Here is a 25,577-nt window from a genome sequence, read left to right as displayed (position 1 = left end):
GGCCATGACCACTGCCTTCCAAGGAGCTTGACCCCACCATGACCATTTCCCTGCGCACACGGTTGTTGACCGTGCTGATGTTCACCACGCTGCTCAGTGGCTGCGGCGTCAATAACATTCCGCAATATGACGAACAGGTGAAATCGGCCTGGGCTCAGGTGGAGAACCAGTACCAGCGCCGTGCCGACCTGATCCCCAATCTGGTGGAAACGGTGAAGGGCTATGCCAAGCAGGAGCAGGACACCTTGACTCGAGTGATCGAGGCACGCGCCAAGGCCACGTCGATCCAGGTCGATGCCAACACGCTGGACGATCCGGCCAAGCTGCAGCAGTTCGATCAGGCCCAGCAGCAACTCAGCGGCGCCTTGAGCCGTTTGATGGTGACCGTCGAGCGTTATCCCGACCTGAAGTCGAACCAGAACTTCCTGGCGTTGCAGTCGCAGCTCGAAGGCACCGAGAACCGTATTGCGGTAGCGCGTCGTGACTTCATTGCCTCGGTCGAGAAGTACAACACCGAGATCCGTACCTTCCCCGGCAAGCTGTGGCAGATGACCATGTACCGTGATCAGAAAGTTCGCGAGAACTTCAAGGCCACGGCACCCAATGCCGAGCAAGCGCCGAGCGTGAAGTTCCAATGAAGCCATGGCGGTGCCTGCCGCTGTTGATGCTGGTGTGGGCCGTCACTGCCGGAGCGCTGGAGTTTCCGGCGCTCAGCGGTCGAGTGGTGGACCAGGCGGGCCTGCTCGACGGGCAGACCCGCAGCCAGCTCAGCCAGATGCTCGAGGCCCATGAGCAGGCGACCTCCGAGCAGGTCGTGGTGGTCACCGTGCCGGACCTGCAAGGCACGGACATCGCCGATTACGGCTACCAGCTCGGGCGTGCCTGGGGCATTGGCCAGAAAGGCAAGGACAATGGCGCCTTGCTGATCGTCGCCAAGGCCGAGCGCAAGGTGCGCATCGAGGTCGGTTATGGCCTGGAAGGGCAACTGACCGATGCGCAGTCCTCCATCATCATCAATAACGTGATCGTGCCGTCGTTTCGCCAAGGCGATTTCGCTGGCGGCATTCGTGCGGGTGCAGCGGCCATGTTGCAGGTGCTGGGGGGCGACCCTCTGGCCGAGCCGCAGCGCAGCAATGCGCAGGACCAGGGCCAGGACCAGCAGCGTCTGCCATGGCCGGCGTTCCTGATTCTGATCATCATCGTGATAGTAATGATTCGCGGCGGTGGCGGAGGGGGTCGCGGTGGCCGAGGCGGCGGTGGTCGTTCGGTACTCACGGGTGCGGTGCTGGGCGGCCTGCTCGGCGGCGGAGGCCGTGGTGGCGGTGGTTTCGGCGGCGGCGGTGGCGGTTTTGGTGGCGGTGGCGGCGGCTTCGGCGGCGGGGGTGCATCGGGTGGCTGGTAAATCGAGCGGGTACGCAGCATGACATTACTGGACGAAAGCGCGCAGAAGCGCGTGGCCACGGCGATTGCCGAGGCAGAACTGCACACCGACGCCGAGCTGGTCACGGTGCTTGCACCGCACTCGGACGACTACACCTACATTCCGTTGTTGTGGGCGGGGTTGGTCGCGTTGCTGGTGCCGGGTCTGATCAACTATTACCCCGGTTGGCTGAACGCTCATCAGTTGCTGCTGGCGCAATGGGCAACCTTCATCGTGCTGGGGCTGCTGTTTCGCATTCCGGCCCTGACCACGGCGTTGGTACCGCGCCGAGTGCGGCATTGGCGAGCGGCGAACATGGCGCGTCGGCAGTTTCTGGAGCGCAAATTGCATCACACTCAGGGCGGAACGGGGATGTTGATCTTCGTTTCGGAGGCAGAACGGTACGTGGAAATTCTGGTGGACGAGGGGATTTCCAGTCGCGTCGGGGATGACACCTGGAACGCGATCGTCGAAGCGTTCACTGCGCGGGTCAAGCGCGGTGAAACGATGGAAGGTTTTGTCGGCTGTATCCAGGCGTGTGGCGAGGTGTTGCGTGAGCACGTGCCGGTCACTCATCCTCGTAACGAGCTACCGGATCGGTTGGTCGTACTGGGCTGACCGTTCGGCCAATCAGACGGATCTAGCGAGGCTATGAGCTGTCGAAGTGGCAATGCGCTATCATTCGTTCTTTGCCCACGGAGCCTCGCTATGAGCCCGATCATTTTTCCCCAGCCGTTCAAGGCAGTGGGTTGTTCCGACTGTCGAAACCTGGATGCACTGGGTTTCGACTTCACCATGGCGTTCCAGCCGATTCTCGACGTGCGCAGTGGCAAGCCCTGGGCGTACGAGGCGCTGGTGCGCGGCATCAACGGCGAGTCCGCGTTCAGCATCCTGAGTATGGTGAACGATGGCAATCGCTACCGCTTCGACCAAGCCTGCCGGGTCAAGGCCATCGAACTGGCAACCCGGTGGGGTTTGCTCGACTTGCCCGACTGCCTGCTGAGCATCAATTTCCTGCCCAAGGCCGTCTACCGCGCCGAAACGTGCATTCGCGCAACGCTCGAGGCTGCCCGTGAATTCGGTTTTCCGTTGAATCGGCTGATGTTCGAAGTCACCGAAGGTGAGCGTGTGGATGATCCGGCGCATCTGCAGTCGATTTTCGCTGAATACGAGAAGCAGGGCTTCACTACGGCAATCGACGATTTCGGTTCGGGGTATTCGGGTTTGAACATGCTTGCGACGTTCCAGCCCAACGTGCTGAAAATCGACATGGCGCTGACTCGCGCCTTGGATCAAGACGCTGTGCGGCAAGCCATCGTGGCGGGGATCGTGCTGGTGGCCGGCAAGCTGAACATCACAGTGGTGGCCGAGGGCGTCGAAACCGTGGGTGAAAGCACGGCCTTGCAATCATTGGGTATCGATCTGCAGCAAGGCTACCTGTTCGCCCGTCCCGCCATCGGCGAGTTGCCGCTCAAGCGTTGACGCTCAAGCCTTGGAGTGTCTGGCAGGCTGATCAATCGGCACGGTTTGTCGACTCGTAATGCAGATAACTGGCGAGTGCCTGTTTGGTCAGGTCATTGAGCGTAATGCTTTGCCGATTTGCCGCGATGCTGGCCGCCAGATGCAGTTCGTGGCCAATGCGCACATTGAAGGAGCCCTTGCAGGAAATCTCCGGCGTGACCTTCAAATCCGCGCAGGTCTCCAGATAGTCATCCACTGCGGCCCGAAAAGCGGCGATCAATTGCGCAACGGTTTGCCCTTCATAGCTGATCAGCGCCCGAATGAACTGTGCTTTGCCATACAGGCAGTCGTCTTCCGGGCTTGCTTCGATCGATCCGAAGTAGCCGCGGTGTTGAAGCAGTTGGTTCATGGCAGCAAGCCTCCATTTTTCAATTGCGCGATGATCTGGCGGCGGATGTAGGGCTTGATTTCACTACCCGGATGAGGGCGATGAAGGCTGATCAACGCTGCGGGATTACCATTGTGGAACTTCACGCGGCTGCCGCTTCCCTGGACTGGCTGAAAGCCGAACCCTTGCAGCAGGCTCACCAGTTCAGGCCATGTGAACTCACTTTCCTGCGAGATCAGTTTGGCGACCAGCTTTCCATGCCTGGACATTACCACTCCTTTTGTGCAACTGAATTTAGTTGCTGTCCGTTTTCAAGTCAATGTGTGGTGCCCAGCTATGTGTAGCGCAGGGCCGGGTTTTCGGACAAATGGAAGTGATACGAAGGATGTGCGGGGGTGCGGGAAGGCCCTGAGGCCGAGGGGTAATACGAGTTGTAACTATCCATGCAATGACCGAGCTCATTCGTGGAATGAGCTCGGTCATTGGTGCATCAATCTTCGAGAATGAACGCGAACTTGTCGTCGATCAGCATCTTCAGGTAGTCGTCGAAGCTGTCGGCGATGACCACGTATTCGTCCGGGTCGTGGACGAAGCGGATGACCTGGCCTTTGGTGCCTTTGCCGGTCGGGTTGAAGTCGATGAACAGCGTGGACGTGCCGCCGTTGTTCATGCAGTGCGAGAAGCACAGGCGCTCGCCCAGGCTGACGTCGGCGTCGATGCGTCGATCGACCATTTCCGGGTTTTCCAGAAAGAAGTCGTCGTAGATGTCGGCGATGCTTTTGTCGTTGGCGGCGCGGTCTTCGAGGATCTGCTCGACCGAGCGCAGGTAGTACGGGTATTCGGCGATGTCCGAGCCCAGGATGAGCACCGAGACTTCACCTTTTTCGTACTTCTGCCAGTGCGTGCCGTTCACCTTGGCAAGCAGTTGCAGCAGGCTGTCCGGGCAGTCCGGGTAGACCTCTTTGAGAGCGTCCAGTTGGGTGGGCGAGGCGCCGGTGGCGAACGCGAGTTCGTCAAGGCTGGCGGCGGGCAGGGCGGCTTTGAGGCCTGAGTGGAACTGTTCGACGATGCTCAAGGCTGCTTCCTTACACGGGTTTTGTTTGAGCACCTTTGGGCGATTCGTGGCGGTGAGTCAAGGGAATTTACTGTTTGGGGGTATGTGGGGGGACTTGGAGGGGGTTGTTGGGCTGCTGGCCTCTTCGCGGGCAGAGCCCGCTCTCACAGAGCTCTGCTATCACAGAGGCCCGCGGGGTATCAGCGCCAGCGAACGGTGTAGTGGGCGGGCACGTCGCTCATCTGCGGCTGGAAATGGGTGTTGGAGATCACGTGGGTCTGTACCTCTCCGGCGGCGTCATGCAATTCGATCCGGTCGCCTGCGCCGGCATTGAGCGTTACTTCGTAGATCAACGCCTTGTTGGGCTCCAGGGACGAGTCGAAGGGGCCGAAGCGGGTGCCGTCGATGCGGATGATGTAGACCTGGTAAGCGCCTTGGGTGGATGTGCTGGTCACTGCGAAAACTCCATACCTTTGCTGGTCGATATCTATGTGGGCTGTCACAGGCTCAGGCGCATGGACAGGTCTACCGCTTTTACATCCTTGGTCAGGCTGCCGATCGAGATGTAGTCCACCCCTGTTTCGGCAATGCTGACCAGGGTCGAATCGTTGATGCCGCCACTGGCTTCGAGTTTGGCCTGGCCAGCATTGATGCTCACGGCTTCGCGCATGTCGGCGAGGCTGAGCTCGTCGAGCATGACGATGTCGGCACCCGCTGCCAGGGCTTCGCGCAACTCATCCAGGCTTTCGACTTCGATTTCCACCGGCTTGCCCGGCGCGATGCGCTGCGCCGCCGCTACTGCCTGAGCCACGCCACCGCAGGCGGCGATGTGGTTTTCCTTGATCAGGAAGGCATCGTACAGGCCGATCCGGTGGTTGTGGCAGCCACCGCAGGTCACCGCGTACTTTTGCGCCAGGCGCAGGCCCGGCACGGTCTTGCGCGTGTCCAGCAGCTTGACCTGGGTATGGCCGACACGCTCGGCGAAATACCGCGCGCGGGTGGCCACGGCCGACAGCAGTTGCAGAAAATTCAGCGCGCTGCGCTCACCGGTCAGCAGCGAGCGTGCCGGGCCTTCGAGGTGAAACAAGGGCTGGTTGGGCTGGGCCTGCTGCCCATCCACTACCTGCCAATGCACCGCCACGCGCGGGTCGAGCTGGCGAAACACGGCATCGACCCAGGCGCTGCCGGCAACGATGCAGGCATCGCGGGTGATGATGCTGGCCTTGGCCAGGCGCTCGGCCGGGATCAGTTGCGCAGTGATATCGCCGCTGCCCACGTCTTCGAACAACGCACGGCGCACGTTGGCTTCGATTTCAGCGGTCAGATCGGCAAGACGAAGATTGGACATGACGCGCTCCATCGGCAAAGTGGCCGGATTATAGGATACTGCAGCGCTTGGAGCGAAGCCCTGTAGCCCGCGCCTTCACGCACGGTAAAAAGCTGTGCATTTGGTCGGCTGCTGTGAGCTTTCGTACATATTTACGGTCAATCTCCTACTTAGCCCCGTGTTCGCTGAACTGCTTGCCACCTTGGTAGTCAGAGATCACTGTCGGTGAGGTCAGGTAAATGACGTCACGTGGTTGACAGGGATGTCGACGCTCTATTTCTCTTGGTGGGGGTCTTGATGGCGAACGATGGGAAAGTGGTTTCACTGAACAAGGCTGCCGCCGATCACGCGAGCCAGCCTGCCAGTGTGCGCCTGCCTGTCGTCCTGTTGCAGGTGCGCGACAAAGCCGCGCTGCAGCTCAAGCAGGCCCTGCAGGTGTTGTTCGATAACGCCGACGATACCCTGTTCGAAATGGCCGACCGGGCGTTGAACAACGTCGATCAGAATACCTTCTTCGAAGCCATGCGCGACCTGCGCCTCAAGCGCAAGAGCATCGAGCGCGGTTTCCTCGAGAAATTCTACGAGAGCTTCGTGCGCGTCGGTCAGTACGACACGGTCGAGGCCAGCGCGCCGCCGCCGCTGAGCTACGACAAGCTGGCGCTGGTACCCAACGACGAGTTGGAACGCACGGTGGCACTGGATGCGATGGTGGCCAAGGTCCTCAGCCGTGACAGTTTTGCCCTGGGCCAACTGACGACCCGCTTGAATGTGCTACTGACTCGCCGCCTGGACGATTCCACCAATCCGCTCGGGCCGGTCATGCTGTGCGACTATTTCCTCCAGGCCGGGCGCAGCCTGGGTGTGGAGATCAAGGTCAAGCTGATCATCCTCAAGCTGTTCGAGAAATACGTTCTTACCGATACCGATCAGCTGTACGCCGAGGCCAATCAACTGCTCATCGCGGCCGGCATCCTGCCCGAGCTCAAGGCCGCGCCTGCGCGTCGCGCCGCCGACCGCTCCAGCGACCGCCCGCGCCCCGCTGCCACCGAGCCGGAAACACGCGCCGAGGCGCCGAGCAAGTCCGCTCAGCGTGACGAGAATGTGCAGGAAGCGTTTGGCGCCCTGCAGGACTTGCTGCACGACCTGCGCGGCAGCATGGCGCCGAAGATGGAGCCGCCGAGCGAGGCCATGCCGATCTCGACCAGCGATCTGCTGCGCCTGCTGTCCCACTTGCAGCAGTACGTGCCCCAGCAGCCGCCGCAGAACGACTACGACCTGCGCCAGCAGCTGGAACAACTGCTTACCCGCGTCAGCGTCAAGAGCGGCAAGTTTCGGGTAGTCGGGGTGATGGACGAAGACGTCATCAACCTGATTGCCATGCTGTTCGAATTCATCCTCGACGATCGCAACCTGCCCGACTCGCTGAAAGCCCTGATCGCACGCCTGCAGATTCCCATGCTCAAGGTCGCGGTACTGGACAAGAGTTTTTTCAGCCGGGGTGCGCACCCGGCGCGGCGGCTGCTCAACGAAATCGCCTCGGCGGCGATGGGCTGGGGCAGCCGCGACGACTATCAGCGCGATGCGCTGTACCTGCGCATCGACCAGATCGTCCAGCGCCTGCTCAACGATTTCGTCGACGACACCTCGTTGTTTTCCGAGCTGCTGGTCGACTTCCTTGCGTTCAGCAATGACGAGCGTCGTCGCAGCGAGTTGCTCGAACAGCGTACCCGCGATGCCGAAGAGGGCCGCGCCCGTGCGGATCTGGCGCGGCATCTGGTCGAGAAAGAACTCAACAGCCGTCTGCTGGGGCGCAAGCTGCCGCAGGTGGTGGTCAATGTGCTGCAGGACGCCTGGAGCCGCGTATTGCTGCTGGTGTGCCTGAAACACGGGGCCAATTCGTCCGAGTGGCAGGCGGCCTTGTCCACGGTCGACGATCTGATCTGGAGCGTCGAACCTCACGACGACCCGGAAATGCGCATGCGTTTGCTGGAACTGGTGCCGGGCTTGCTCAAGTCCCTTCGCGACGGTCTTACCAGCACTGCGTTCGATCCGTTCGCCACCAGTGAATTCTTCAGTCAGCTGGAGGTGCTGCATGTGCAGGCGTTCCAGCGTGATCTGGCGAATGTCGAGGGGGTGATGCCTGGTGAGGAATCGCTGGTGCAGGTGGTCGAAGAGATCGTGCTGGCGTCCCCGGGCGAAGCTGCCGACAGCGAGGCCCAAGTACGCCTGGCCGACGATGATCCAGGCCTGCTGCAAGTCGACAAGCTGCGTGTCGGCAGTTGGGTGGAATTGCAGGAGAACGATGAGTTCAAGCTGCGCTGCAAGCTGACCGCGATCATCGAGACCTCGGGCAAGTACGTGTTCGTCAACCGCACCGGCATGAAGGTGCTTGAGAAGACCCGCATGGGCCTGGCGATCGAGTTCCGCCGCGGCACCGTGCGGGTGCTCGACGACACCTTGTTGTTCGATCGAGCCCTGGATTCGGTGGTCACCAACCTGCGCAAGCTCAAGGCACACTGATGAACCCGGCCACGCGCAGGCTGCCTTCCTGCGCGTGAGGGTTCATACTGGAGCGCCTTGATTGTCGGCAGGACTCCAGATGCGGTTGACCTCATGCGCTTGAACGGCCCGACGGGATGGTGCGACGGCGTTCGCCATTGCCCCTCGCCCAATTTCAACGAGCGTCCCGACGGCGAAGTCTCGCTGTTGGTCATCCATAACATCAGCTTGCCGCCCGCGCAGTTTGCCACGGGCAAGGTGCATGAGTTTTTCCAGAACTGCCTGGATCACACCGAACATCCCTATTTCGAAGGGATCTCCCATCTGCGCGTGTCCGCGCACTTTCTGATCGAGCGTGACGGTGCGGTGACGCAATTCGTCTCCTGTCTGGATCGCGCCTGGCACGCCGGGGTGTCGTTGTTCGATGGCCGCGAAAACTGTAATGATTTTTCTGTAGGCATCGAACTGGAAGGCACTGATGATCAACCCTTCGCCGATGCCCAATATACAGCGCTCGTCACCTTGACCCGGCTGTTGCTCGAGCGTTTTGCGGCATTGAGCGTGGAGCGCATCTGCGGTCACAGCGACATTGCCCCGGGCCGCAAGACCGACCCCGGCCCCTGTTTCGACTGGGTACGTTACCGTGCCGCATTGCTGAATGAAGAGGATGCACGATGATTTTTCTGGTGCTGCTGCTGGTCCTGCTGGCCGAGAAGTTTTCCGGGCTGCGCCAGCGCGTGCAACGTGACGGTTTTTTCCTGGGTGAACTTCATCGGCTCGAAGCCCGGCCGGGGCTGGCGCGCGAGCCGTGGCTGGTGCTGGGCATCGGCGTGGCGCTGCCGGCGCTGCTGCTGGCGTTCGTGCTGTATGCGCTGCAGCCGGTGGCGTATGGCTTGCTGGCGCTGCCGGTGCATTTGCTGGTGCTGATCTACAGCCTGGGTCGCGGTGACATCACGGTTGGCCTGGGGCCGTTTCGCGATGCCTGGCGCCGTGAAGACACCCAGGCGGCGGTGCATGTGGCCGAACGCGACATGGGCGTCATCGCCGACAACGGCGGCAGCCTGCTGCAAAGGGTGCAGGGGCACCTGTTGTGGGAAGCCTATCAAAGCTTTTTCGCGGTGATTTTCTGGTACGCCGCCTTGGGTCCGGTGGCGGCGCTGGTCTATCGGCTGGTGGCCCTGGTGGCCGAGCAGTCTCGGCATCCGGCGATAGCCCTGCGGGCGCAGCGGCTGCGTCATGCTCTGGACTGGCTGCCGGTACGTTTGCTTGCGGCCAGCTTTGCGCTGGTGGGCAACTTCGTGGCGGTCAGCCGGGTGATGCTGCACGAGGTGCTCAGCTGGGAAATTACCGCAGCGGCGCTGATCGATCGCGTCGGGCGAGTGGCCGGTGATGTTCCGGCGCCAGTGGTAGGGCAGGTAGGAGTGGAGACGTTGGACAGCCTGTGGCAGATGGTCGTGCGCGCAGGGGTGTTGTGGTATGCGGTTTTGGCGGTGTGTTCGGTGTTGGCGTGATGTTGCAGGTTCATCGCGTTGACCCCGGACGCGGCTTACGCCGCTGCTACAGGGAGCACTGGTGCTTCTTCCCCTGTGTAGCAGCGGCGCGAGCCGCGTCCGGGGTCACTGCGCATCCGCCCAACCAAACACTGCATTGGCGTTCCGGGTGCTGGCCGCTGCCAGGGTCGTGGCATCGGTGCCCATGATGCGCGCCAATGCCTCGGCGATGTCCGGCAGATGCTCCGGGCTGTTGCGTACACCCGGATACATCGCAGGCGCCATGTCCGGCGAATCGGTTTCCAGAACGATGGCCTCCAGCGGCAAACGCGGCAGTACCTTGTGCATGCGCAGCGCCTGCGGCCAGGTCGGCGCGCCACCCAGGCCCAGCTTGAAGCCCAGCTTCAAATACTCCCGTGCCTCTTCCCAACTGCCGGCGAATGCATGAATGACCCCTGCGCGGGGCAGCTTGAAGCGCTTCAAGGTCGCGATCACTGCCGCATGGCTGTGCCGCACGTGCAGCAACACCGGTAGCTCGAACGCCACGGCCAGGTCCAACTGCGCTTCGAACAACGCCTGCTGCCGATCGCGATCCAGGTCCTTGAGGTAGTAATCCAGGCCGAACTCGCCGATTGCACACAGCTTCGGGTGTCCGTGCAAACGCTCAAGCCACGCGCGCAAGGCAGTCACATGCTCGGGCCGGTGCTCTTCGAGAAACACGGGGTGCAGGCCCAAGGCCGCATACACCCGCTCGTCCGCCACCGCCAGGTCCCACACCCGCTGCCAGTTGGCTTGATGCACACCCAGCACCACCACCCGCTCCACACCACGCGCTGCGGCGGTATCCAGCACACGCGCGCGATCGGCATCGAAGTCGGGAAAATCCAGGTGAGTATGGGTGTCGATCAAGCGCACCATCAGGCCTCGTGAATCCTCTGTTTGAAGGTCCGGGCCAAGGCATTCACGCCGGGCTCGTAGTGCTTTTGTTCCACAGCGGCCAGTGCCAGCTCCAGCGCCTTGCTGGCGATCATGTTGTGCTGTTGGGCCATGGCGTTGACCGGCAGCGGCAGGAAGTCCAGCAACTGGGTGTCGCCGAACGTGCCCAGGTGCATTGCCTGGGAATCCAGCGGCCGCTCCTGCAGCACATCGAACACGCCCTGCAGCAGCACGTAGGAGGTGGTCACCAGCGCGTCGGGAAGGTGGCCGAGCTTGTCGAGCAAGGCTTGCATGGAATGCTGGCCACCTTCGCGACTGAAGTACTCGCTGTGCTCGACCAGCACCGTGCCATCGAAATCGGCCAGCGCAGTATTGAAGCCCTCGGTTCGCGCCTGGCTGATGCTCAGTTCCGGCCGTGCGCCGATCAAGGCGATGTGTCGAGGCTTGGGCAGCAGCAGGCTCTGGGTCAATTGCAGGCTGGCGTTGCGGTCATCGCTGATCACCGAGCAGAACTGCGCCGGGTCCATCATCCGGTCGATGGCGATCACGGGTGTGCCCTTGGCCTGCAATTCACGGTAGCTGTCGTCGCTGGCCGGCAGGCAACTGGCAACGAACAGCGCGTCGCAACGTCGGGCACGAAACAGCTGCAGCAGTTGCAGCTCGCTGGCCGCATCGTCGTCGGAGCTGGCGATCAGCAGCTGGTAACCATGGGCGCGGGCACCTTGCTCGAGCAGCTTGGCGATGCGCGCGTAGCTGGGGTTTTCCAGGTCCGGCAGGATGAAGCCCAGGGTACGCGTGTGCCGACTGCGCAGCCCGGCTGCCTGGGGGTTGGGGGTGAAGCCCTGTTCCTGGACGATGGCCTCGACGCGCGCCACCGTCGCCTTGCTGATGCGCTGTTGAGCGGCCTTGCCATTGATGACGTAACTGGCAGTGGTGACCGAGACGCCAGCCAGGCGAGCAATATCGCTGAGTTTCAACCGTTGATTCCTTAGTGTCGTCGCGCCCATGCCGAGGCATTGAAGCGCGCTCATTCATCGTTTGTCGGGTGGCGCCAGGCTAAGTTCAGGCAACGTAACCGACAGGTTGGACTTCAATCATCGAAGATTATCGAGTAACGTGCGCTGCATTCTAGATTAAACGTTTCAGCCTGCGTGTTTCCTGCCGTAAAACATCTCTTGTCGAGGTCTCAACCTTACCCTCGGCAACGCAGGCCGGACCTACCGGAAGTACAGAGCGCGCACCTCGATGCTCTATGCTCACACTTCACAACAATACCTCAGCGCGCTGCCGCCGCTGTAAAGGAGAGAGGCAATGCTGGAGCTCACTATAGAGCAGATATCCATGGGCCAGAGCGCCGTGGATAAACCCGCCGCCCTGCAATTGCTCGCCGACAAGCTGGTTGCCGATGGCCTGGTGGCCGAAGGTTACCTGGCCGGCCTGCAAGCGCGTGAAGCTCAAGGCTCGACCTTTCTGGGCCAAGGCATCGCCATTCCCCACGGCACGCCCGATACCCGTGACCTGGTGTTCACCACCGGCGTGCGCCTGCTGCAATTTCCCGAAGGCGTGGATTGGGGTGACGGCCAGAAGGTCTACCTGGCCATCGGCATCGCCGCCAAGTCCGACGAACACCTGCGCCTGCTGCAACTGCTGACCCGCGCGCTGGGTGAAACCGACCTGGGTGAAGCGCTGCGCCAGGCCACCGATGCACCCGCGTTGCTGAAGCTGCTGCAAGGGGCGCCGCAGGAATTGGCGCTGGATGCGCAGATGATCGGCTTGAGCGTGATGGCCGAAGACTTCGAGGAACTGGTCTGGCGTGGTGCGCGTCTGCTGCGTCAGGCCGACTGCGTCAGCAATGGTTTTGCCGCGCTGCTTCAGCAGGTCGAAGCCCTGCCGCTGGGCGATGGCTTGTGGTGGCTGCACAGCGAGCAGACCGTGAAGCGTCCGGGCCTGGCCTTCGTGACCCCCGACAAACCCCTGCGCTACCTGGGCCAGCCGCTGACCGGGCTGTTCTGCCTGGCCAGCCTGGGCGAAGCTCACCAGGCCTTGCTCGAACGCCTGTGCGCGTTGCTCATCGAAGGCCGCGGCAACGAATTGGGTGCTGCCACCAGCACCCGCGCCGTGCTCGAAGCGCTGGGCGGTGAGCTACCTGCCGATTGGCCCAGCGCACGCATCGTGCTGGCCAACGCACATGGCCTGCACGCGCGGCCGGCGAAGATTCTGGCGCAGCTGGCCAAGAGCTTCGAAGGCGAGATTCGCTTGCGGGTGGTCGAATCCGGCGGTCTCGCGGTGTCTGCCAAGAGCCTGAGCAAGTTGCTCAGCCTGGGTGCGCAGCGCGGTCAGACCCTGGAACTGGTCGCCGAGCCGACCATTGCCGGCGACGCCTTGCCGGCGTTGCTGGCGGCCATCGAGGAGGGCCTGGGCGAGGAAGTGGAACCGCTGCCAAGCGTCACCGAGGCTGCGCCTGCGCAGCCCGCTGTGACCAAGGCGGTCAAGCTCAAGCCACAGGCGCCAGGCACGGGCGCGCAGGTCCAGGGTGTCGCCGCTGCCCCCGGGATCGCCATGGGCCCGGCGCACATCCAGGTGCTGCACGATTTCGACATTCCCCAGCGTGGCGAGTCCGTGGCGCTGGAGCGTGAACGCTTGCAGGCCGCCCTCGGCCAGGTCCGGCAGGACATCGACGGGTTGATCCAGCGCGCCCAGGCACAAGCCATCCGCGAGATTTTCGTCACTCACCAAGAGATGCTCGACGACCCGGCCCTGACCGATGAAGTCGCTGCCCGCCTGCAGCAGGGCGAAAGCGCTGCCGCGGCCTGGAACACGGTGATCGAAACGGCCGCGGTGCAGCAGGAATCGCTGCAGGATGCGCTGCTGGCCGAGCGCGCAGCCGATCTGCGCGACATCGGCCGTCGCGTGCTGGCGCAGCTGTGCGGCGTGCCTACTCTGGAAGAACCCAAGCAGGCCTATATTCTGGTGATGGACGAGGTGGGTCCGTCCGACGTTGCCCGTCTGGACCCGGCGCGCGTGGCGGGGATTCTCACCGCCCGCGGTGGCGCCACTGCGCACAGCGCCATCGTTGCGCGTGCCCTCGGCATTCCTGCCGTGGTGGGCGCAGGCGAGGCGGTGTTGCAGATTGCCGCCGGCACCGCATTGTTGATCGACGGCCAGCGCGGCCTGCTGACCGTGGCCCCGGCGCCCGAGGTGCTGGAACAGGCGCTGGCCGACCGTGACCGTCGCGAGCAGCGCCTGCAGGCGGCAGCCGAGCGACGCATGGAAAGCGCCGTGACCCTGGACGGGCACGCGGTGGAAGTGTTCGCCAACATCGGCGAAAGCGCCGGTGTCGCCAAGGCCGTGGAGCAGGGCGCCGAAGGCGTTGGCCTGCTGCGCACCGAGCTGATTTTCATGGCCCATTCGCAAGCCCCGGACGAGGCGGTGCAGGAAGCCGAGTACCGCCGCGTGCTCGATGGCCTGCAAGGTCGGCCGTTGGTGGTGCGCACGCTCGATGTGGGCGGCGACAAACCGCTGCCGTACTGGCCGATCGACAAGGAAGAGAACCCGTTCCTGGGGGTCCGCGGCATTCGCCTGACCCTGCAGCGTCCCGACGTGATGGAAGGCCAGTTGCGCGCACTGCTGCGCGCCGCCGACAACCGCCCGTTGCGGATCATGTTCCCCATGGTCGGCAGCCTCGAAGAGTGGCGCCAGGCCAAGGACATGACCGAGCGCGTGCGTCGCGAGATTCCGGTCAAGGACCTGCAGCTGGGCATCATGATCGAGGTGCCGTCGGCGGCATTGCTGGCCCCGGTGTTGGCCCGCGAGGTCGACTTCTTCAGCATTGGCACCAACGACCTGACCCAGTACACGCTGGCCATCGACCGTGGTCACCCGACCCTCTCGGCCCAGGCCGATGGCCTGCACCCCGCGGTGCTGCAACTGATCGACATCACCGTGCGCGCGGCACACGACTACGGCAAGTGGGTCGGCGTGTGCGGCGAACTGGCGGCTGATCCACTGGCGGTGCCGTTGCTGGTCGGCCTGGGCGTGGATGAATTGAGTGTCTCGGCGCGCAGCATCGCCGAGGTCAAGGCGGGGGTGCGCGAGCTGACGCTCAGCCACGCGCAACAATTGGCCCGGCATGCGCTCGGGCTGGGCACCGCTGCGCAGGTACGTGCCCTGGTGGAGAAATCTTGATGGCACGCATCCTGACCCTGACGCTCAATCCGGCGTTGGACCTGACCGTGGAAATCGACGGGCTGGAACTGGGCGAAGTCAATCGCAGCAATGCCTTGCACCGGCACGCCGCCGGCAAGGGCCTCAACGTTGCCCAGGTGTTGGCCGACCTCGGCCATCAGGTGACCGTGAGCGGCTTTCTGGGCGAGGCCAACCCGCAACCGTTCGAGGCTTTGTTCGCTCAACGCGGTTTCACCGATGCGTTCATTCGCGTACCGGGCGAAACGCGCAGCAACATCAAGCTGGCCGAACGCAGTGGCCGGGTCACCGACCTCAATGGTCCGGGCCCGGTGGTCGACGACCAGGCTCAGGCCGCCCTGCTGGCACGCCTGCACGACATTGCACCGGGTCACGATGCTGCCGTGGTGGCCGGCAGCCTGCCGCGTGGGGTGAGCCCTGAATGGTTTCAGGCACTGCTCGAACAGCTTGCGCACATGGGCTTGAAGGTGGCACTCGATACCAGCGGGGCTGCCTTGCGCGCGGGCTTGAAGACGCGTCCATGGCTGATCAAGCCCAACACCCACGAGCTGACCGAGGTGCTCGGCAGTTCCGTGGAAACGCCGGTCGAGCAAGCGGCTGCGGCGCAGCGCCTGTTGGCCGACGGCGTCGCCAATGTGGTGATCTCGCAGGGTGAACGCGGCGTCAATTGGTTCGCGGCCGACCTCGCCTTGCAGGCCTTGCCGCCCACCGTCGAGGTCGCCAGCACCGTGGGTGCCGGAGACTCGCTGCTGGCCGGGCTGGTGCACGGTCTGCTCAGCGAGCAGGCGCCGGAACACAGCCTGCGCACGGCCACGGCGATCGCCGCCATGGCGGTGACGCAGATCGGCTTCGGAATCAGTGATGCCGCGCACCTGGCGCGGCTTGAAAGCGGCGTCAGCGTACGTCCGCTGACAGAACAATAAGAGGGTTGAAGATGAAACTAGCTATTGTCACCGCGTGCCCCAGCGGGCGGGTGTCCAGCGTCTTGAGCGCACGTCTGCTCGACGCTGCGGCCCGTCGCCAGGGCTGGACCACCTTCGTTGAAGTGTTCGACCCGCAACACCCGGAACTGCGCCTGAGCGCAGCCGATATCGAGAACGCGGATTGGGTGCTGGTGGTCAACACCGGCGCCATGGACCTGAGCCGCTTCGTCGGCAAGCGTCTGTTCCAGAGCAGCCCGGCCCACGCCCTGCAGGACGTCGACGGCTTCCTGCGCCAAGCCGCCGATCAGGCCAAGCCCTATGCCGCGGCACCGGCAGCCGCCGCGGCCGCGTCGCGCGCGCCACGGCTGGTAGCGGTCACCGCTTGCCCGACCGGGGTGGCGCACACGTTCATGGCGGCCGAGGCCTTGCAGCAAGGCGCCAAGCAGTTGGGTTATGAACTGCAGGTGGAAACCCAGGGTTCGGTGGGTGCGCGCAATCCGTTGAGCGTGCAGGCCATCGACGAAGCCGACGTGGTGCTGCTGGCCGCCGACATCGAAGTGGCCACCGAGCGCTTTGCCGGCAAGAAGATCTATCGCTGCGGCACCGGTATCGCCTTGAAACAGGCCCAGGCCACGCTGAACAAGGCCTTGGCCGAAGGTGAAGTGGAGTCCACCGGCAGCGCTGCCGGTGCGCCCAAGAAGCAGGAAAAGACTGGCGTCTACAAGCACCTGTTGACCGGTGTGTCGTTCATGCTGCCGATGGTGGTGGCGGGCGGTTTGCTGATCGCGCTGTCGTTCGTGTTCGGTATCGAGGCGTTCAAGGAGCCGGGCACCTTGCCAGCGGCGTTGATGCAGATCGGTGGCGAGGCGGCATTCAAGCTGATGGTGCCGTTGCTCGCAGGTTACATCGCTTATTCCATCGCTGACCGTCCGGGACTTGCCCCGGGCATGATTGGTGGTTTACTGGCGAGCACCCTGGGTGCGGGCTTCATCGGCGGTATCGCGGCCGGTTTCATCGCCGGTTACGCGGCCAAGGCGATCAACCGCTATGCGCGCCTGCCAGCCAGTCTGGAGGCGCTCAAGCCGATCCTGATCATTCCGCTGCTGGCCAGTCTGTTCACCGGTTTGGTGATGATCTATGTGGTGGGCAAACCGGTGGCCGGCATGCTCGCTGGGCTGACCACCTTCCTCGACAGCATGGGCACCACCAATGCCTTGCTGCTGGGTGTGCTGCTGGGGGCGATGATGTGCGTCGACCTGGGCGGACCGATCAACAAGGCGGCGTACGCGTTTTCGGTAGGGCTGCTGGCCTCGCAGAGCTACGCACCGATGGCCGCGACCATGGCTGCCGGCATGGTGCCGCCGATTGGCTTGGGCCTGGCCACGTTCCTGGCCCGGCGCAAGTTTGCCCAGACCGAGCGTGAGGCCGGCAAAGCGGCATTGGTGCTGGGGCTGTGCTTCATTTCCGAAGGCGCCATACCGTTCGCTGCCAAGGATCCGCTGCGGGTGATCCCGGCGAGCCTGGTCGGTGGCGCGTTGACCGGCGCATTGTCGATGTACTTCGGCTGCAAGCTGATGGCGCCGCACGGTGGGCTGTTCGTGTTGTTGATTCCCAACGCGATCAACCATGCCTTGCTGTATCTGCTGGCCATCGTTGCCGGTGCCTTGCTGACGGCGGTGGTGTACGCAGTGATCAAGAAGCCGGAAGTCCAGGAAATTGCCGTAGAACCGGTCAAGGCCTGATCCCGTAGCAGCGGCGCAAGCCGCGTCCGGCCTCACCGTGGTGAGGCTGATACACCGCATGTACCGCCGACGCGGCTTGCGCCGCTGCTACAGAGGGGGCGATCAGCCTGGATGGGGCGGGCACACCGCATGCCGTGTGCGGTTTCATCAAGGTGAGGCTGACACACCGCAACCCCTGTAGCAGCGGCGCGAGCCGCGTCGGCGGTATGCGCGGTGGGTCAGTAGACGTCGCGTCGGTAGCGGCCGGTTTCGATCAGGTCGTCCAGGCGTTCCCGGCCCAGCAATTGGGCCAGCACTTCATCCACGCCGCTCGCCATGCCCTGCAGGCTGCCGCAGACATAGATCACCGCGCCATCCTCCACCCACTGCAGCAACACCTCACCGGCCTCGCGCAACCGATCCTGCACGTACACCTTGTGCGCCTGATCACGCGAGAACGCCAGATCCAGCCGCGCCAGATCACCACTGGCCAGCCACCCCAGCAACTCATCCGCGCACAGGAAATCATGGGTTCGGTTACGTTCGCCGAACAGTAACCAATTGCGCCGCTGACCTTGTTCGATGCGGCCCTTGAGCAAGCTGCGCAAGCCAGCCAGACCGGTGCCGTTGCCCAGCAGAATCACCGGCACCGGCTCCTGCGGTAGATGAAAGCCGGCGTTGCGCCGCAAGCGCAGGCTGACCGCGCCGTGCACCTGGGCGTGTTCGGTCAGCCATCCCGACCCCAGCCCCAGGCTGCCGTCGGCGTGGCGCTCCTGGCGCACGATCAGTTCCAGCCGGCCGTCGCTGGGCAGCGAAGCAATGGAATACTCACGTGCAGCGATGGGGATCAGCGCATCCACCAGCGCCTGTGCATGCAAACCTACCAGGTGCCCGCGACTGGCCGGCAGTTGCCGACTGGCCAGCGCCTGACCCAGCGGCTCCTGCAAGCCATCGACCTCAACCAGCGCAGACGCCTGCAGCCCCAGCCCGGACAACCACTGGTCGATGGCCGCGCAGCCGTTGCGTGGCAGCACGTCGACCAGATCGCCAGCCTGCCAGTGGGCCTCGCCATCATTGTGCAAGGCAATGCGATAGACCGCTGCGCCTTCACTCCCCGGATTCAGCAGCTGGCGTTCGAGCAAGGTCCACGGGCTGAACGCCGGTGCCTGCCACACGGCCTGGGCGACGCCCCCGGTCAGCCCGCTCAATTGCTGCTGCCAGTGCTGCAAGGCCGCCGGGTCGGCGTTGTCGACCTCGATCGAGGCAAACAGCGGCTGGGCGCCACGCTCATCGAGCCATTGGTCCAGACGATGAGCGAAGCCGCAGAACTGCTGGTATTGCCGGTCACCCAGCGCCAGCACTGCGTAGCGCAAGCCGGGCAGGGCACAGGCACTGCCCAGCACCTTGCGCTCGAAGCCGCGCGCGGTGTCGGGTGCCTCGCCGTCGCCGAACGTGCTGACCACGAACAACGCCTTGTCGGCGTGCCGCAGCTGCGCTTCATCCACCTCGCCCAAGGCGCGGACACGCACGTTCTGACCGGCCGACTGCAGTTGCCCGGCGGTTTGCCACGCCAGTTGCTCGGCGAAACCGCTCTGGCTGGCGAACCCGATCAACCAACCGGCCGATGTCTCGTCCTGCTGGTGCAAGGCGCCGCGGGCCAGGCGTACCTGGCGCTTCTTGCGACGCCGATCCAGATACAGCAGCCAGCCCGTGATGAGGAACAACGGCATCGTCAGGCTCGCCAGCATCATCAGGATACGACCGACCAGGCCGAAATAACTGCCCACATGCAGGGCGTAGATGCTGGTCAGCAGTTGCGCTTTCAGCGACTTGTCCTCATAGCGCTGGATGTCCTTGACCTGACCGGTGGCCGGGTCGAGGCTGAGCAGGCCGAAGGCCCGATCATGGGGCGAATCCGTACGCAGGTAGAACACCGTTGCCGGCAGGCCGACATTGCCCGGAATACGCATGTTGACCACGCTCAATTGTGGACCGACCGCGCCCTGGATGCTGGCCCACAGCGCGTCGTAATCCACCGTGGGCGCCACATCGGCAGAAGACGCGGTGCGCCGCTCGATGCGCTGGGCGGCAGGGTTGTCGGAGAGCATTCTGTTCACCGCGTTGCCGAACCACTGGTAAGACCAGGTCAGGCCGGTCAAGGCCGCCAGCAGATAGAACAGCAGGCACCAGGTGCCGAACACCGCATGCAGGTCCCAATTGAAGGCGCGACCCTTCTTGGCCCAGTCCAGGGTCAGCCAGGTGCGCCATTGCAGCGCCTTGCGCGGCCAGCGCAGATACAGGCCGGAAAGACAGAAGAACACCAGCATCAAGGTGCAGGCTGCGGTGATCTGCCGGCCCGTCGCGCCCATGGCCAGGAAGCGATGCAGATCCAGCATCAAGTCGAAGAAGCCTTCGCCGACCACCGCGCCCTGCAACTCCCCGGTGTACGGATCGAAATAGGCCGAAGGCCCTCGACGTTGCCCTGGCGGCGGGGTGAACGACACCCGTGCGGCGCTGCCTTCGACCAGGTCCACACGCAATGCGGCAACCTTGCTGCCCTGCCGCTGCTCGAGGATTTCCACCAGTTGCGCAGCAGGGAGGATGCCGCCATCGCGAATCTGCACGTTCAGGGTTTGCGGATTGAGCGCGCGCAGGATTTCATCCTCGAACGAGTAGCTGGCCCCGGTGATGCCCATCAGGGCCAGCACCAGGCCGCCGGTGATGCCGAAAAACCAGTGCAACTGGAAGAGGACGTTCTTGAACACGAATCACCTTGAGCGGGCCGATCGAAAGGAGGGCAGACGGCATTATGCAGCACTGGCTGAGAATCAGTCTCAGGCGCACCGATTCTGATCATTGCCGTTGCGACGTGAAACGCCCCGCGTCGTCGAAACGGGCGGGGCGCAGCAACCGACGCGCAGTGGCTAGAAGTGGAAGTTGGTGCTCAACAGCGCCGTGCGTCCCGCCGCCTGGTTGGCGAAGTGGGTGCTGAAAGCCTTGTCGTAGTAGGTCTTGTCGGCCAGGTTCTGCACGTTCAGCTGCACGTCGAAATGCTTGCTGATCTTGTAGCTGGCCATGGCATCCAGGCGCACGTAGCTGTCGACCATGGTGGTGTTGGCGACATTGCCGAACACGTCGTCGACATAGAAGGCGCCGCCGCCGATGGTCAGCTTGGGCGTCAGGTTATAGGTGGTCCACAGACTGGCGCTGTTGTTCGGCGTGTTGGGCATCTGGTTGCCGTCGTTGGCCGCGCCCAGCGGTCCGTTGTCGACCACGCGCGCCTGCAGGTAGCTGTAGCCGGCGAACACCTGCCATTGCTCGGTAAGCTTGCCGGACGCCGACAGCTCCAGGCCATCGACTCGGGTCTTGCCGGCGTTCTCGTAGGCAAAGGTGCTGGTCTGCACGCGGGTGTTTTCTTTCTCGGTGCGGAACAGTGCGGCGGTCAGCGACAGACGCTGGTCGAGCAGGTCCCACTTGGTGCCGACTTCGTAGTTGGTGGTTTCTTCGGGCTCCAGGTCACTGCTCAGCAGGTTGCCTGCGCGATCCGGTGCTCCGCCCAGCGGGTTGCCTTCCATGCCTTCGCCCACCAGCGAACCGGGTGGGGTGGCCGAGGTTGCGTAGGAAACATACACGCTGCCGTTCTCGGCAGGCTTCCACACCAGCCCCAATTGGCCGGTGACGAACTCGCTGGTGTCCTTGCCCTTGGCCGTGGTGGCACCGGCGGCGGTGAAGGTGCGGTAGTCGGTTTCGAAGTGGTCGTAGCGCAGGCCGGCGTTCACCTGCCACTGCGGGCTCAGCTCCAGCGTGTCGAACACGTAGATCGCCCGCGTCTTGCTGGACGTGTCGGTGCCGGCGTAGTTGCGCGCAATGGCGCCGCTCCACGGGTCGTCCGGATTGGGGTTGGCCAGCGACGTGCAGTTGTAGCCGCTGGAAACGATGCTGCCCGGTGTGCAGTTGGTGCTGGCGCCGGCGGTGCGCGGCGTGGTGTCGGTGTTGACGGTGTAGGAACTGCGGTCACTGTCTTCGCGGCTGAATTCGATGCCGGTGGAGAAGCTGTTCTTCAACCCGCCGACGTAGAAGTCACCGAACAGATCGGTCTGGTTGGTGGTGGTCGCGGTGTTGCCGACGCGACTGTTGGCGCGGCGCCAGACACTGCCGTTGTTGACGTTGCGCTGGCTGTCGTCGGGCTGGGTGAGGATGTAGTCCTGCATGGTGTTGCCATGGCGCAGGGTGTTCTTCACGGTCAACGCGTCGGTGAGGTCGTGCTCGATAGCGAAGGTGGCGATGTCGCTGCGGGTCTTGCGGAAGTCACGGTCGCTCAGGCCATAGAAGTTGCTGCGGCTGCCACCGTCCTCAGGCTTGTCCGGATTGGCCGAGGTGCGGCCGGCGTTGCCCGCCGCCGGAATGCTGTAGGGAATGCCCGAGTCGGGCAGGTCGTCGCTTTCCAGGTGGTAATAGTCGAGGAAGACCCGCGTCTCGGTGCCCAGGCCGAAGGCCAGCGACGGCGCAATGCCCCAACGGTCGTAGTCGACCTGGTCGCGCCCGGCCACGTTGCTTTGGTGGCTCATCAGGTTGAGTCGCCCGGCGGCGCTGTCGCTGAACTGGTAGTTGCCATCCAGGGTATAGCGCTGGGTCTGGTCCGAGCCCCAGGTGAAACCGCCATCCAGTGAGTCGCCCAGGTGCGCTTTCTTGCTCACCAGGTTGATGGTGCCGCCCGCAGCGCCTCGGCCGCCGATGGCCGAGTTGGGGCCCTTGCTGACCTCGATGGATTCCACGGCGAAGATTTCCCGGCTTTGCGCGCCGGCATCGCGTACGCCGTCCAGGTAAGTGTCGCCCTGTGCGTCGAAACCGCGGATGAAGGGTCGGTCGCCCTGCGGGTTACCGCCTTCGCCGGCACCGAAGGTGATGCCCGGTACCGTGCGCAACGCGTCCTGCAGGTTGAGTGCGCCGGTGTCCTTGATCACCTGTTGCGGCACCACCGTCACCGAGCGCGGGGTATCGACCAGCGGCGCGGTGTACTTGGCGGACGAGGCGCGCTCGACCTGGTAGGACGTCGGCTCCTGTGCGTCGCCGGTGATGCTGGTGGCACCGAGCGCTACCGAGGCGCCCTTGGCCTCGCTGGCCGGCGCGGCCTGTGCCGTTGGCGCGGCGCAGGTAGCGCCCAGGGCCATGCCGATGGCAGAGGCCAGCAGCCGTGGCGATGAGACTGGAATGAAGTGGTGTTGGCGCGTCATGGTGGAAACCTTCCCCAAGGTTATGAGGCCGCGGAGCATAATGTAACTGCATATATGTATCAATTGCGAAATATTGCTATTCGAGATCGTTTTACATTCTTTACAATTTCGTCGGCTGTTTGTCTGCATTCCTGGACATGCACGCTTGTGTTTCGGCAATGGGAATCAATACCATTGCTGCCCCTTGGCTTGCGGTGACTTTCCATGCTCCTACACATTCCCGGATTGTTCGCGCGCGACGAAGTGCTGCGTATTCGCCAGGCCCTGGAACAGGCCGATTGGGCGGATGGGCGAATGACGGCAGGCCATCAGTCGGCCAAGGCCAAGCACAACCTGCAACTGCCCGAAGGCCACCCGCTGGCGATGGAGATCGGTGCGGCGCTGCTCGAACGCCTGTGGGCCAACCCGTTGTTCATGTCGGCGGCATTGCCGAACAAGGTGTTTCCACCGCTGATCAACTGCTACACCGCAGGCGGAAGTTTCGATTTTCACATCGACAATGCCGTACGCCAGGCCAAAGGCAGCATCGAACGGGTACGCACCGACCTGTCCTCGACGTTGTTTTTCAGCGATCCGCAGGACTACGACGGCGGCGAACTGGTGATCCAGGACACCTTCGGCACTCGCGAAGTCAAGCTGCCGGCCGGCGACCTGCTGCTGTACCCGGCCACCAGCCTGCACAAGGTGCGTGCGGTCAGCCGCGGCGCGCGTTTCGCATCGTTCTTCTGGACGCAGAGCCTGGTTCGCGAAGACAGTCAGCGGGCGCTGCTGTTCGATATGGACGGGGCGATCCAGCAGTTGAGCCGCGACGTCCCCGAGCACCCCTCGCTGATTCAACTCACCGGCACCTACCACAACCTGCTGCGGCGCTGGGTGGATGTATGAGCGGCGACTTCAGCCTGCGCCGCAGGGAGGTGCTGGACAACGAGCAACTGAAGGCGATGCTCGCCGCCGAACCGCGCAAGGCCGCCCAGGCGCTGGTGATCGCGGCGGGGCAGGGCGTGGTCGATGCACAGGCATTGCTCGGGCAGATCCTGCTCGATGGCCGCGGTATCGAACGCGATGCGGCGCTTGCACTGAAATGGTTCGCCATCGCAGCCAGCCGGGGCCATGCCATGGCGCACAACATGCTCGGTCGCTGCCACGAACATGGTTGGGGCTGCGAGGCCAGTGCCGAACGTGCTGCCGGCCATTACCTGCACGCTGCACGGGCCGGGCTCGATTGGGGCCTGTACAACCTGGCCAATCTGTTGGGTACCGGGCGCGGCGTGGCACTCGACCACCCGCGAGCGTTCGCCTGCTATCTGCAGGCGGCCACCATGGGCCACGCCAAATCCATGAATCTGGTAGGGCGTTACCTGGAACAGGGGCTGGTCGCGGGCGCCGATCTACCCAGGCCACAGGTCTGGTACATGCGTTCAGCGCAGGCGGGAGACTTCCGCGGGCAATTCAGCCATGCTGCGATGCTGGCAGAGGAGGGCGACGTCGATACCGCACTGATCTGGCTGCAGCGGGCTCTCGAAGGGGGGAATGCAAACTTTCTGCGCAGCAGCTTGAAGGTGCTGGAGCAGGCCAGACAGCCGGCCATCAGGGCGATGGCCAGCCTCTACGCGCAGCGCTTGCAGGCGCTGGAGCAGTAGAGTCACGGGCAGCCTCAAAGCTGCCCGCAAGTCTCAGGTGCATTCAGACGTAGAACGATTTCAAAGGCGGGAAGCCGTTGAATTCCACCGCGCTGTAGCTGGTGGTGTAGGCACCGGTGGACAGCCAGTACAGGCGGTCGCCGATGGCCAGGTTCAACGGCAGGCCATATTTGTAGTGCTCGTACATGATGTCGGCGCTGTCGCAGGTCGGCCCGGCGATCACCACCTCTTCCATCTCGCCTTTCTTCTCGGTCCAGATCGGGAACTTGATGGACTCGTCCATGGTTTCGATCAGCCCGCTGAACTTGCCCACGTCGGTGTACACCCAGCGCTCTACTGCGGTACGCGACTTGCGCGCCACCAGCACCACTTCACTGACCAGAATGCCGGCGTTGGCGATCAGCGAGCGGCCCGGCTCGAGGATGATTTCCGGCAGCTCGTCACCGAAGTCTTCCTTGAGGAAACGGATGATTTCCTCGGCATAGGTTTCCAGGCTGTTGGTGCGGGTGATGTAGTTGGCCGGGAAGCCACCGCCCATGTTGATCAGCTTGAGAACGATGCCGTCTTCTTCCTTGAGGCGTTCGAAGATCACCTTGACCTTGGCGATCGCCGCGTCCCAGACGCTGATGTCACGCTGCTGCGAGCCGACGTGGAAGGAGATGCCGTACGGCACCAGGCCCAGGTCGCGAGCCAGGATCAACAGGTCCATGGCCATGTCGGTCTGGCAGCCGAACTTGCGCGACAGCGGCCAGTCGGCCGTGGTCGAGCCTTCGGTAAGGATCCGTACGTAGACCTTCGAGCCCGGCGCGGCCTTGGCGATGTTGCGCAGGTCGGCTTCGGAGTCGGTGGCGTACAGGCGCACGCCCTTGTCGTAGAAGTAGCGGATGTCCTTGGACTTCTTGATGGTGTTGCCGTAGCTGATGCGCTCCGGCCCCACGCCCTGGTTCATGACCTTGTCCAGCTCGTAGATCGAGGCAATGTCGAAGCTCGAGCCTTTGTCGCGCAGCAGGTCGATGATTTCCACGGCCGGGTTGGCCTTGACCGCGTAATACACCTTGGCAAATTCGAAACCGGCGCGCAGGTCATCGTAGGCCTTGCTGATCATGGCGGTATCGATGACTACGAATGGGGTTTCTTGCTTGTCGGCGAACGCCTTCATTTTGTTGAAGGTATCGGGTGCGAAGTAGTCTTCGACGTTGATCGACATGCTAGGGACTCCTGGTGGCAAACGTCGTGAATATAAATGGGCTCAAATGACCATCCTCCGTATCCCCACTTTGG

Annotated in this window: 22 protein-coding genes; 12 read left to right on the top strand and 10 right to left on the bottom strand. The window is 63.4% G+C overall.

All coding sequences use genetic code 11. The annotated features are described in order from the left end of the window. The first annotated feature begins 38 nt into the window (after positions 1 to 38). From IFT75_RS10550 to IFT75_RS10535, 4 genes are all read left to right on the top strand, one after another. Positions 39 to 638 carry a LemA family protein gene (locus tag IFT75_RS10550; protein ID WP_122475276.1) on the top strand — a complete coding sequence of 200 codons (600 nt, stop codon included), beginning with the start codon at positions 39 to 41 and terminating at the stop codon, positions 636 to 638. Then, entirely contained in the window at positions 635 to 1,402 is a 768-nt protein-coding gene (locus IFT75_RS10545; protein WP_192054731.1) for a TPM domain-containing protein, read from the top strand. The genes IFT75_RS10550 and IFT75_RS10545 overlap by 4 nt, the downstream gene beginning before the upstream one ends. An 18-nt stretch (positions 1,403 to 1,420) precedes the next feature. Further along, positions 1,421 to 2,038, top strand: a complete 618-nt coding sequence (locus IFT75_RS10540) for a TPM domain-containing protein (protein ID WP_192054729.1) — start codon at positions 1,421 to 1,423, stop codon at positions 2,036 to 2,038. 90 nt (positions 2,039 to 2,128) lie between these two features. Next, positions 2,129 to 2,902 carry an EAL domain-containing protein gene (locus IFT75_RS10535; RefSeq protein WP_122475272.1) on the top strand — a complete coding sequence of 258 codons (774 nt, stop codon included), beginning with the start codon at positions 2,129 to 2,131 and terminating at the stop codon, positions 2,900 to 2,902. Positions 2,903 to 2,933: 31 nt separating this feature from the next. Here the strand turns inward: IFT75_RS10535 and IFT75_RS10530 are convergent, their stop codons facing one another. From IFT75_RS10530 to nadC, 5 genes are all read right to left on the bottom strand, one after another. Then, on the bottom strand, positions 2,934 to 3,290 hold the full coding sequence (locus IFT75_RS10530) for a type II toxin-antitoxin system HicB family antitoxin (protein WP_192054727.1): 357 nt from the start codon (positions 3,288 to 3,290) through the stop codon (positions 2,934 to 2,936). Beyond that, the gene (locus IFT75_RS10525; protein ID WP_122795362.1) at positions 3,287 to 3,538 is read right to left on the bottom strand and encodes a type II toxin-antitoxin system HicA family toxin; all 252 of its coding nucleotides are present in this window, start codon (positions 3,536 to 3,538) and stop codon (positions 3,287 to 3,289) included. Before IFT75_RS10525 ends, IFT75_RS10530 begins: the two co-directional genes overlap by 4 nt. 221 nt (positions 3,539 to 3,759) lie before the next feature. Then, positions 3,760 to 4,344: an SMI1/KNR4 family protein gene (locus IFT75_RS10520; RefSeq protein WP_122475267.1), complete on the bottom strand. Its 585-nt coding sequence runs from the start codon at positions 4,342 to 4,344 to the stop codon at positions 3,760 to 3,762. Positions 4,345 to 4,523: 179 nt separating this feature from the next. Beyond that, positions 4,524 to 4,778, bottom strand: coding sequence for a hypothetical protein (locus tag IFT75_RS10515; protein WP_122475266.1), 255 nt, complete (start codon positions 4,776 to 4,778; stop codon positions 4,524 to 4,526). Between the two features lie 44 nt (positions 4,779 to 4,822). Further along, on the bottom strand, positions 4,823 to 5,671 hold the full coding sequence (gene nadC, locus IFT75_RS10510) for a carboxylating nicotinate-nucleotide diphosphorylase (RefSeq protein ID WP_192054725.1): 849 nt from the start codon (positions 5,669 to 5,671) through the stop codon (positions 4,823 to 4,825). 276 nt (positions 5,672 to 5,947) lie between these two features. Between nadC and IFT75_RS10505 the strand changes: the two genes are divergently transcribed. The 3 genes from IFT75_RS10505 to ampE all read left to right on the top strand — a co-directional run bounded on the left by IFT75_RS10505 (position 5,948) and on the right by ampE (position 9,660). Then, positions 5,948 to 8,170, top strand: coding sequence for a DUF1631 domain-containing protein (locus IFT75_RS10505; RefSeq protein WP_122475262.1), 2,223 nt, complete (start codon positions 5,948 to 5,950; stop codon positions 8,168 to 8,170). A gap of 93 nt (positions 8,171 to 8,263) precedes the next feature. Beyond that, the gene (gene ampD, locus IFT75_RS10500; protein ID WP_192054724.1) at positions 8,264 to 8,827 is read left to right on the top strand and encodes a 1,6-anhydro-N-acetylmuramyl-L-alanine amidase AmpD; all 564 of its coding nucleotides are present in this window, start codon (positions 8,264 to 8,266) and stop codon (positions 8,825 to 8,827) included. Next, positions 8,824 to 9,660 (top strand): regulatory signaling modulator protein AmpE, encoded by an 837-nt coding sequence (gene ampE, locus IFT75_RS10495; protein ID WP_122475259.1) that lies wholly within the window; start codon positions 8,824 to 8,826, stop codon positions 9,658 to 9,660. Before ampD ends, ampE begins: the two co-directional genes overlap by 4 nt. Positions 9,661 to 9,765: 105 nt before the next feature. Here the strand turns inward: ampE and IFT75_RS10490 are convergent, their stop codons facing one another. After that, complete coding sequence (locus IFT75_RS10490) at positions 9,766 to 10,554, bottom strand: TatD family hydrolase (protein ID WP_192054937.1); 789 nt, start codon at positions 10,552 to 10,554, stop codon at positions 9,766 to 9,768. Between the two features lie 2 nt (positions 10,555 to 10,556). Continuing rightward, a complete protein-coding gene (gene cra / locus IFT75_RS10485; protein ID WP_122475257.1) occupies positions 10,557 to 11,552 on the bottom strand; it encodes a catabolite repressor/activator in 996 nt (331 codons plus the stop codon). Between the two features lie 334 nt (positions 11,553 to 11,886). Between cra and ptsP the strand changes: the two genes are divergently transcribed. From ptsP to IFT75_RS10470, 3 genes are read left to right on the top strand one after another with little or no spacing between them, the layout of a single operon-like run. Next, positions 11,887 to 14,760 (top strand): phosphoenolpyruvate--protein phosphotransferase, encoded by a 2,874-nt coding sequence (ptsP, locus tag IFT75_RS10480; protein WP_192054722.1) that lies wholly within the window; start codon positions 11,887 to 11,889, stop codon positions 14,758 to 14,760. Then, on the top strand, positions 14,760 to 15,701 hold the full coding sequence (gene pfkB, locus IFT75_RS10475; RefSeq protein WP_192054720.1) for a 1-phosphofructokinase: 942 nt from the start codon (positions 14,760 to 14,762) through the stop codon (positions 15,699 to 15,701). The genes ptsP and pfkB overlap by 1 nt, the downstream gene beginning before the upstream one ends. Positions 15,702 to 15,712: 11 nt before the next feature. Beyond that, entirely contained in the window at positions 15,713 to 17,443 is a 1,731-nt protein-coding gene (locus IFT75_RS10470; protein ID WP_122715150.1) for a PTS fructose-like transporter subunit IIB, read from the top strand. 218 nt (positions 17,444 to 17,661) lie between these two features. Here IFT75_RS10470 and IFT75_RS10465 read toward each other — a convergent pair whose 3' ends face one another. Together IFT75_RS10465 and IFT75_RS10460 are read right to left on the bottom strand one after the other, a co-directional pair. After that, entirely contained in the window at positions 17,662 to 20,187 is a 2,526-nt protein-coding gene (locus tag IFT75_RS10465) for a PepSY domain-containing protein (RefSeq protein WP_192054718.1), read from the bottom strand. A 159-nt stretch (positions 20,188 to 20,346) separates the two neighbouring features. Continuing rightward, a complete protein-coding gene (locus IFT75_RS10460) occupies positions 20,347 to 22,656 on the bottom strand; it encodes a TonB-dependent receptor (RefSeq protein WP_192054716.1) in 2,310 nt (769 codons plus the stop codon). A 204-nt stretch (positions 22,657 to 22,860) separates the two neighbouring features. On the opposite strand from IFT75_RS10460, the gene IFT75_RS10455 reads away from it, so the two are divergent. Then, the gene (locus IFT75_RS10455; protein WP_192054714.1) at positions 22,861 to 23,541 is read left to right on the top strand and encodes a Fe2+-dependent dioxygenase; all 681 of its coding nucleotides are present in this window, start codon (positions 22,861 to 22,863) and stop codon (positions 23,539 to 23,541) included. Beyond that, positions 23,538 to 24,296, top strand: a complete 759-nt coding sequence (locus tag IFT75_RS10450) for a tetratricopeptide repeat protein (protein ID WP_192054712.1) — start codon at positions 23,538 to 23,540, stop codon at positions 24,294 to 24,296. The genes IFT75_RS10455 and IFT75_RS10450 overlap by 4 nt, the downstream gene beginning before the upstream one ends. Positions 24,297 to 24,339: 43 nt before the next feature. Here IFT75_RS10450 and IFT75_RS10445 read toward each other — a convergent pair whose 3' ends face one another. Next, positions 24,340 to 25,503 (bottom strand): type III PLP-dependent enzyme, encoded by a 1,164-nt coding sequence (locus IFT75_RS10445; RefSeq protein ID WP_122715155.1) that lies wholly within the window; start codon positions 25,501 to 25,503, stop codon positions 24,340 to 24,342. Between the last annotated feature and the right edge of the window lie 74 nt (positions 25,504 to 25,577).

Origin of the sequence: Pseudomonas sp. CFBP 8758, from assembly GCF_014841725.1 — a bacterium.
In the GTDB taxonomy this organism is placed as follows: domain Bacteria; phylum Pseudomonadota; class Gammaproteobacteria; order Pseudomonadales; family Pseudomonadaceae; genus Aquipseudomonas; species Aquipseudomonas baltica.
This window is presented reverse-complemented; position numbering and strand designations above follow the sequence as displayed.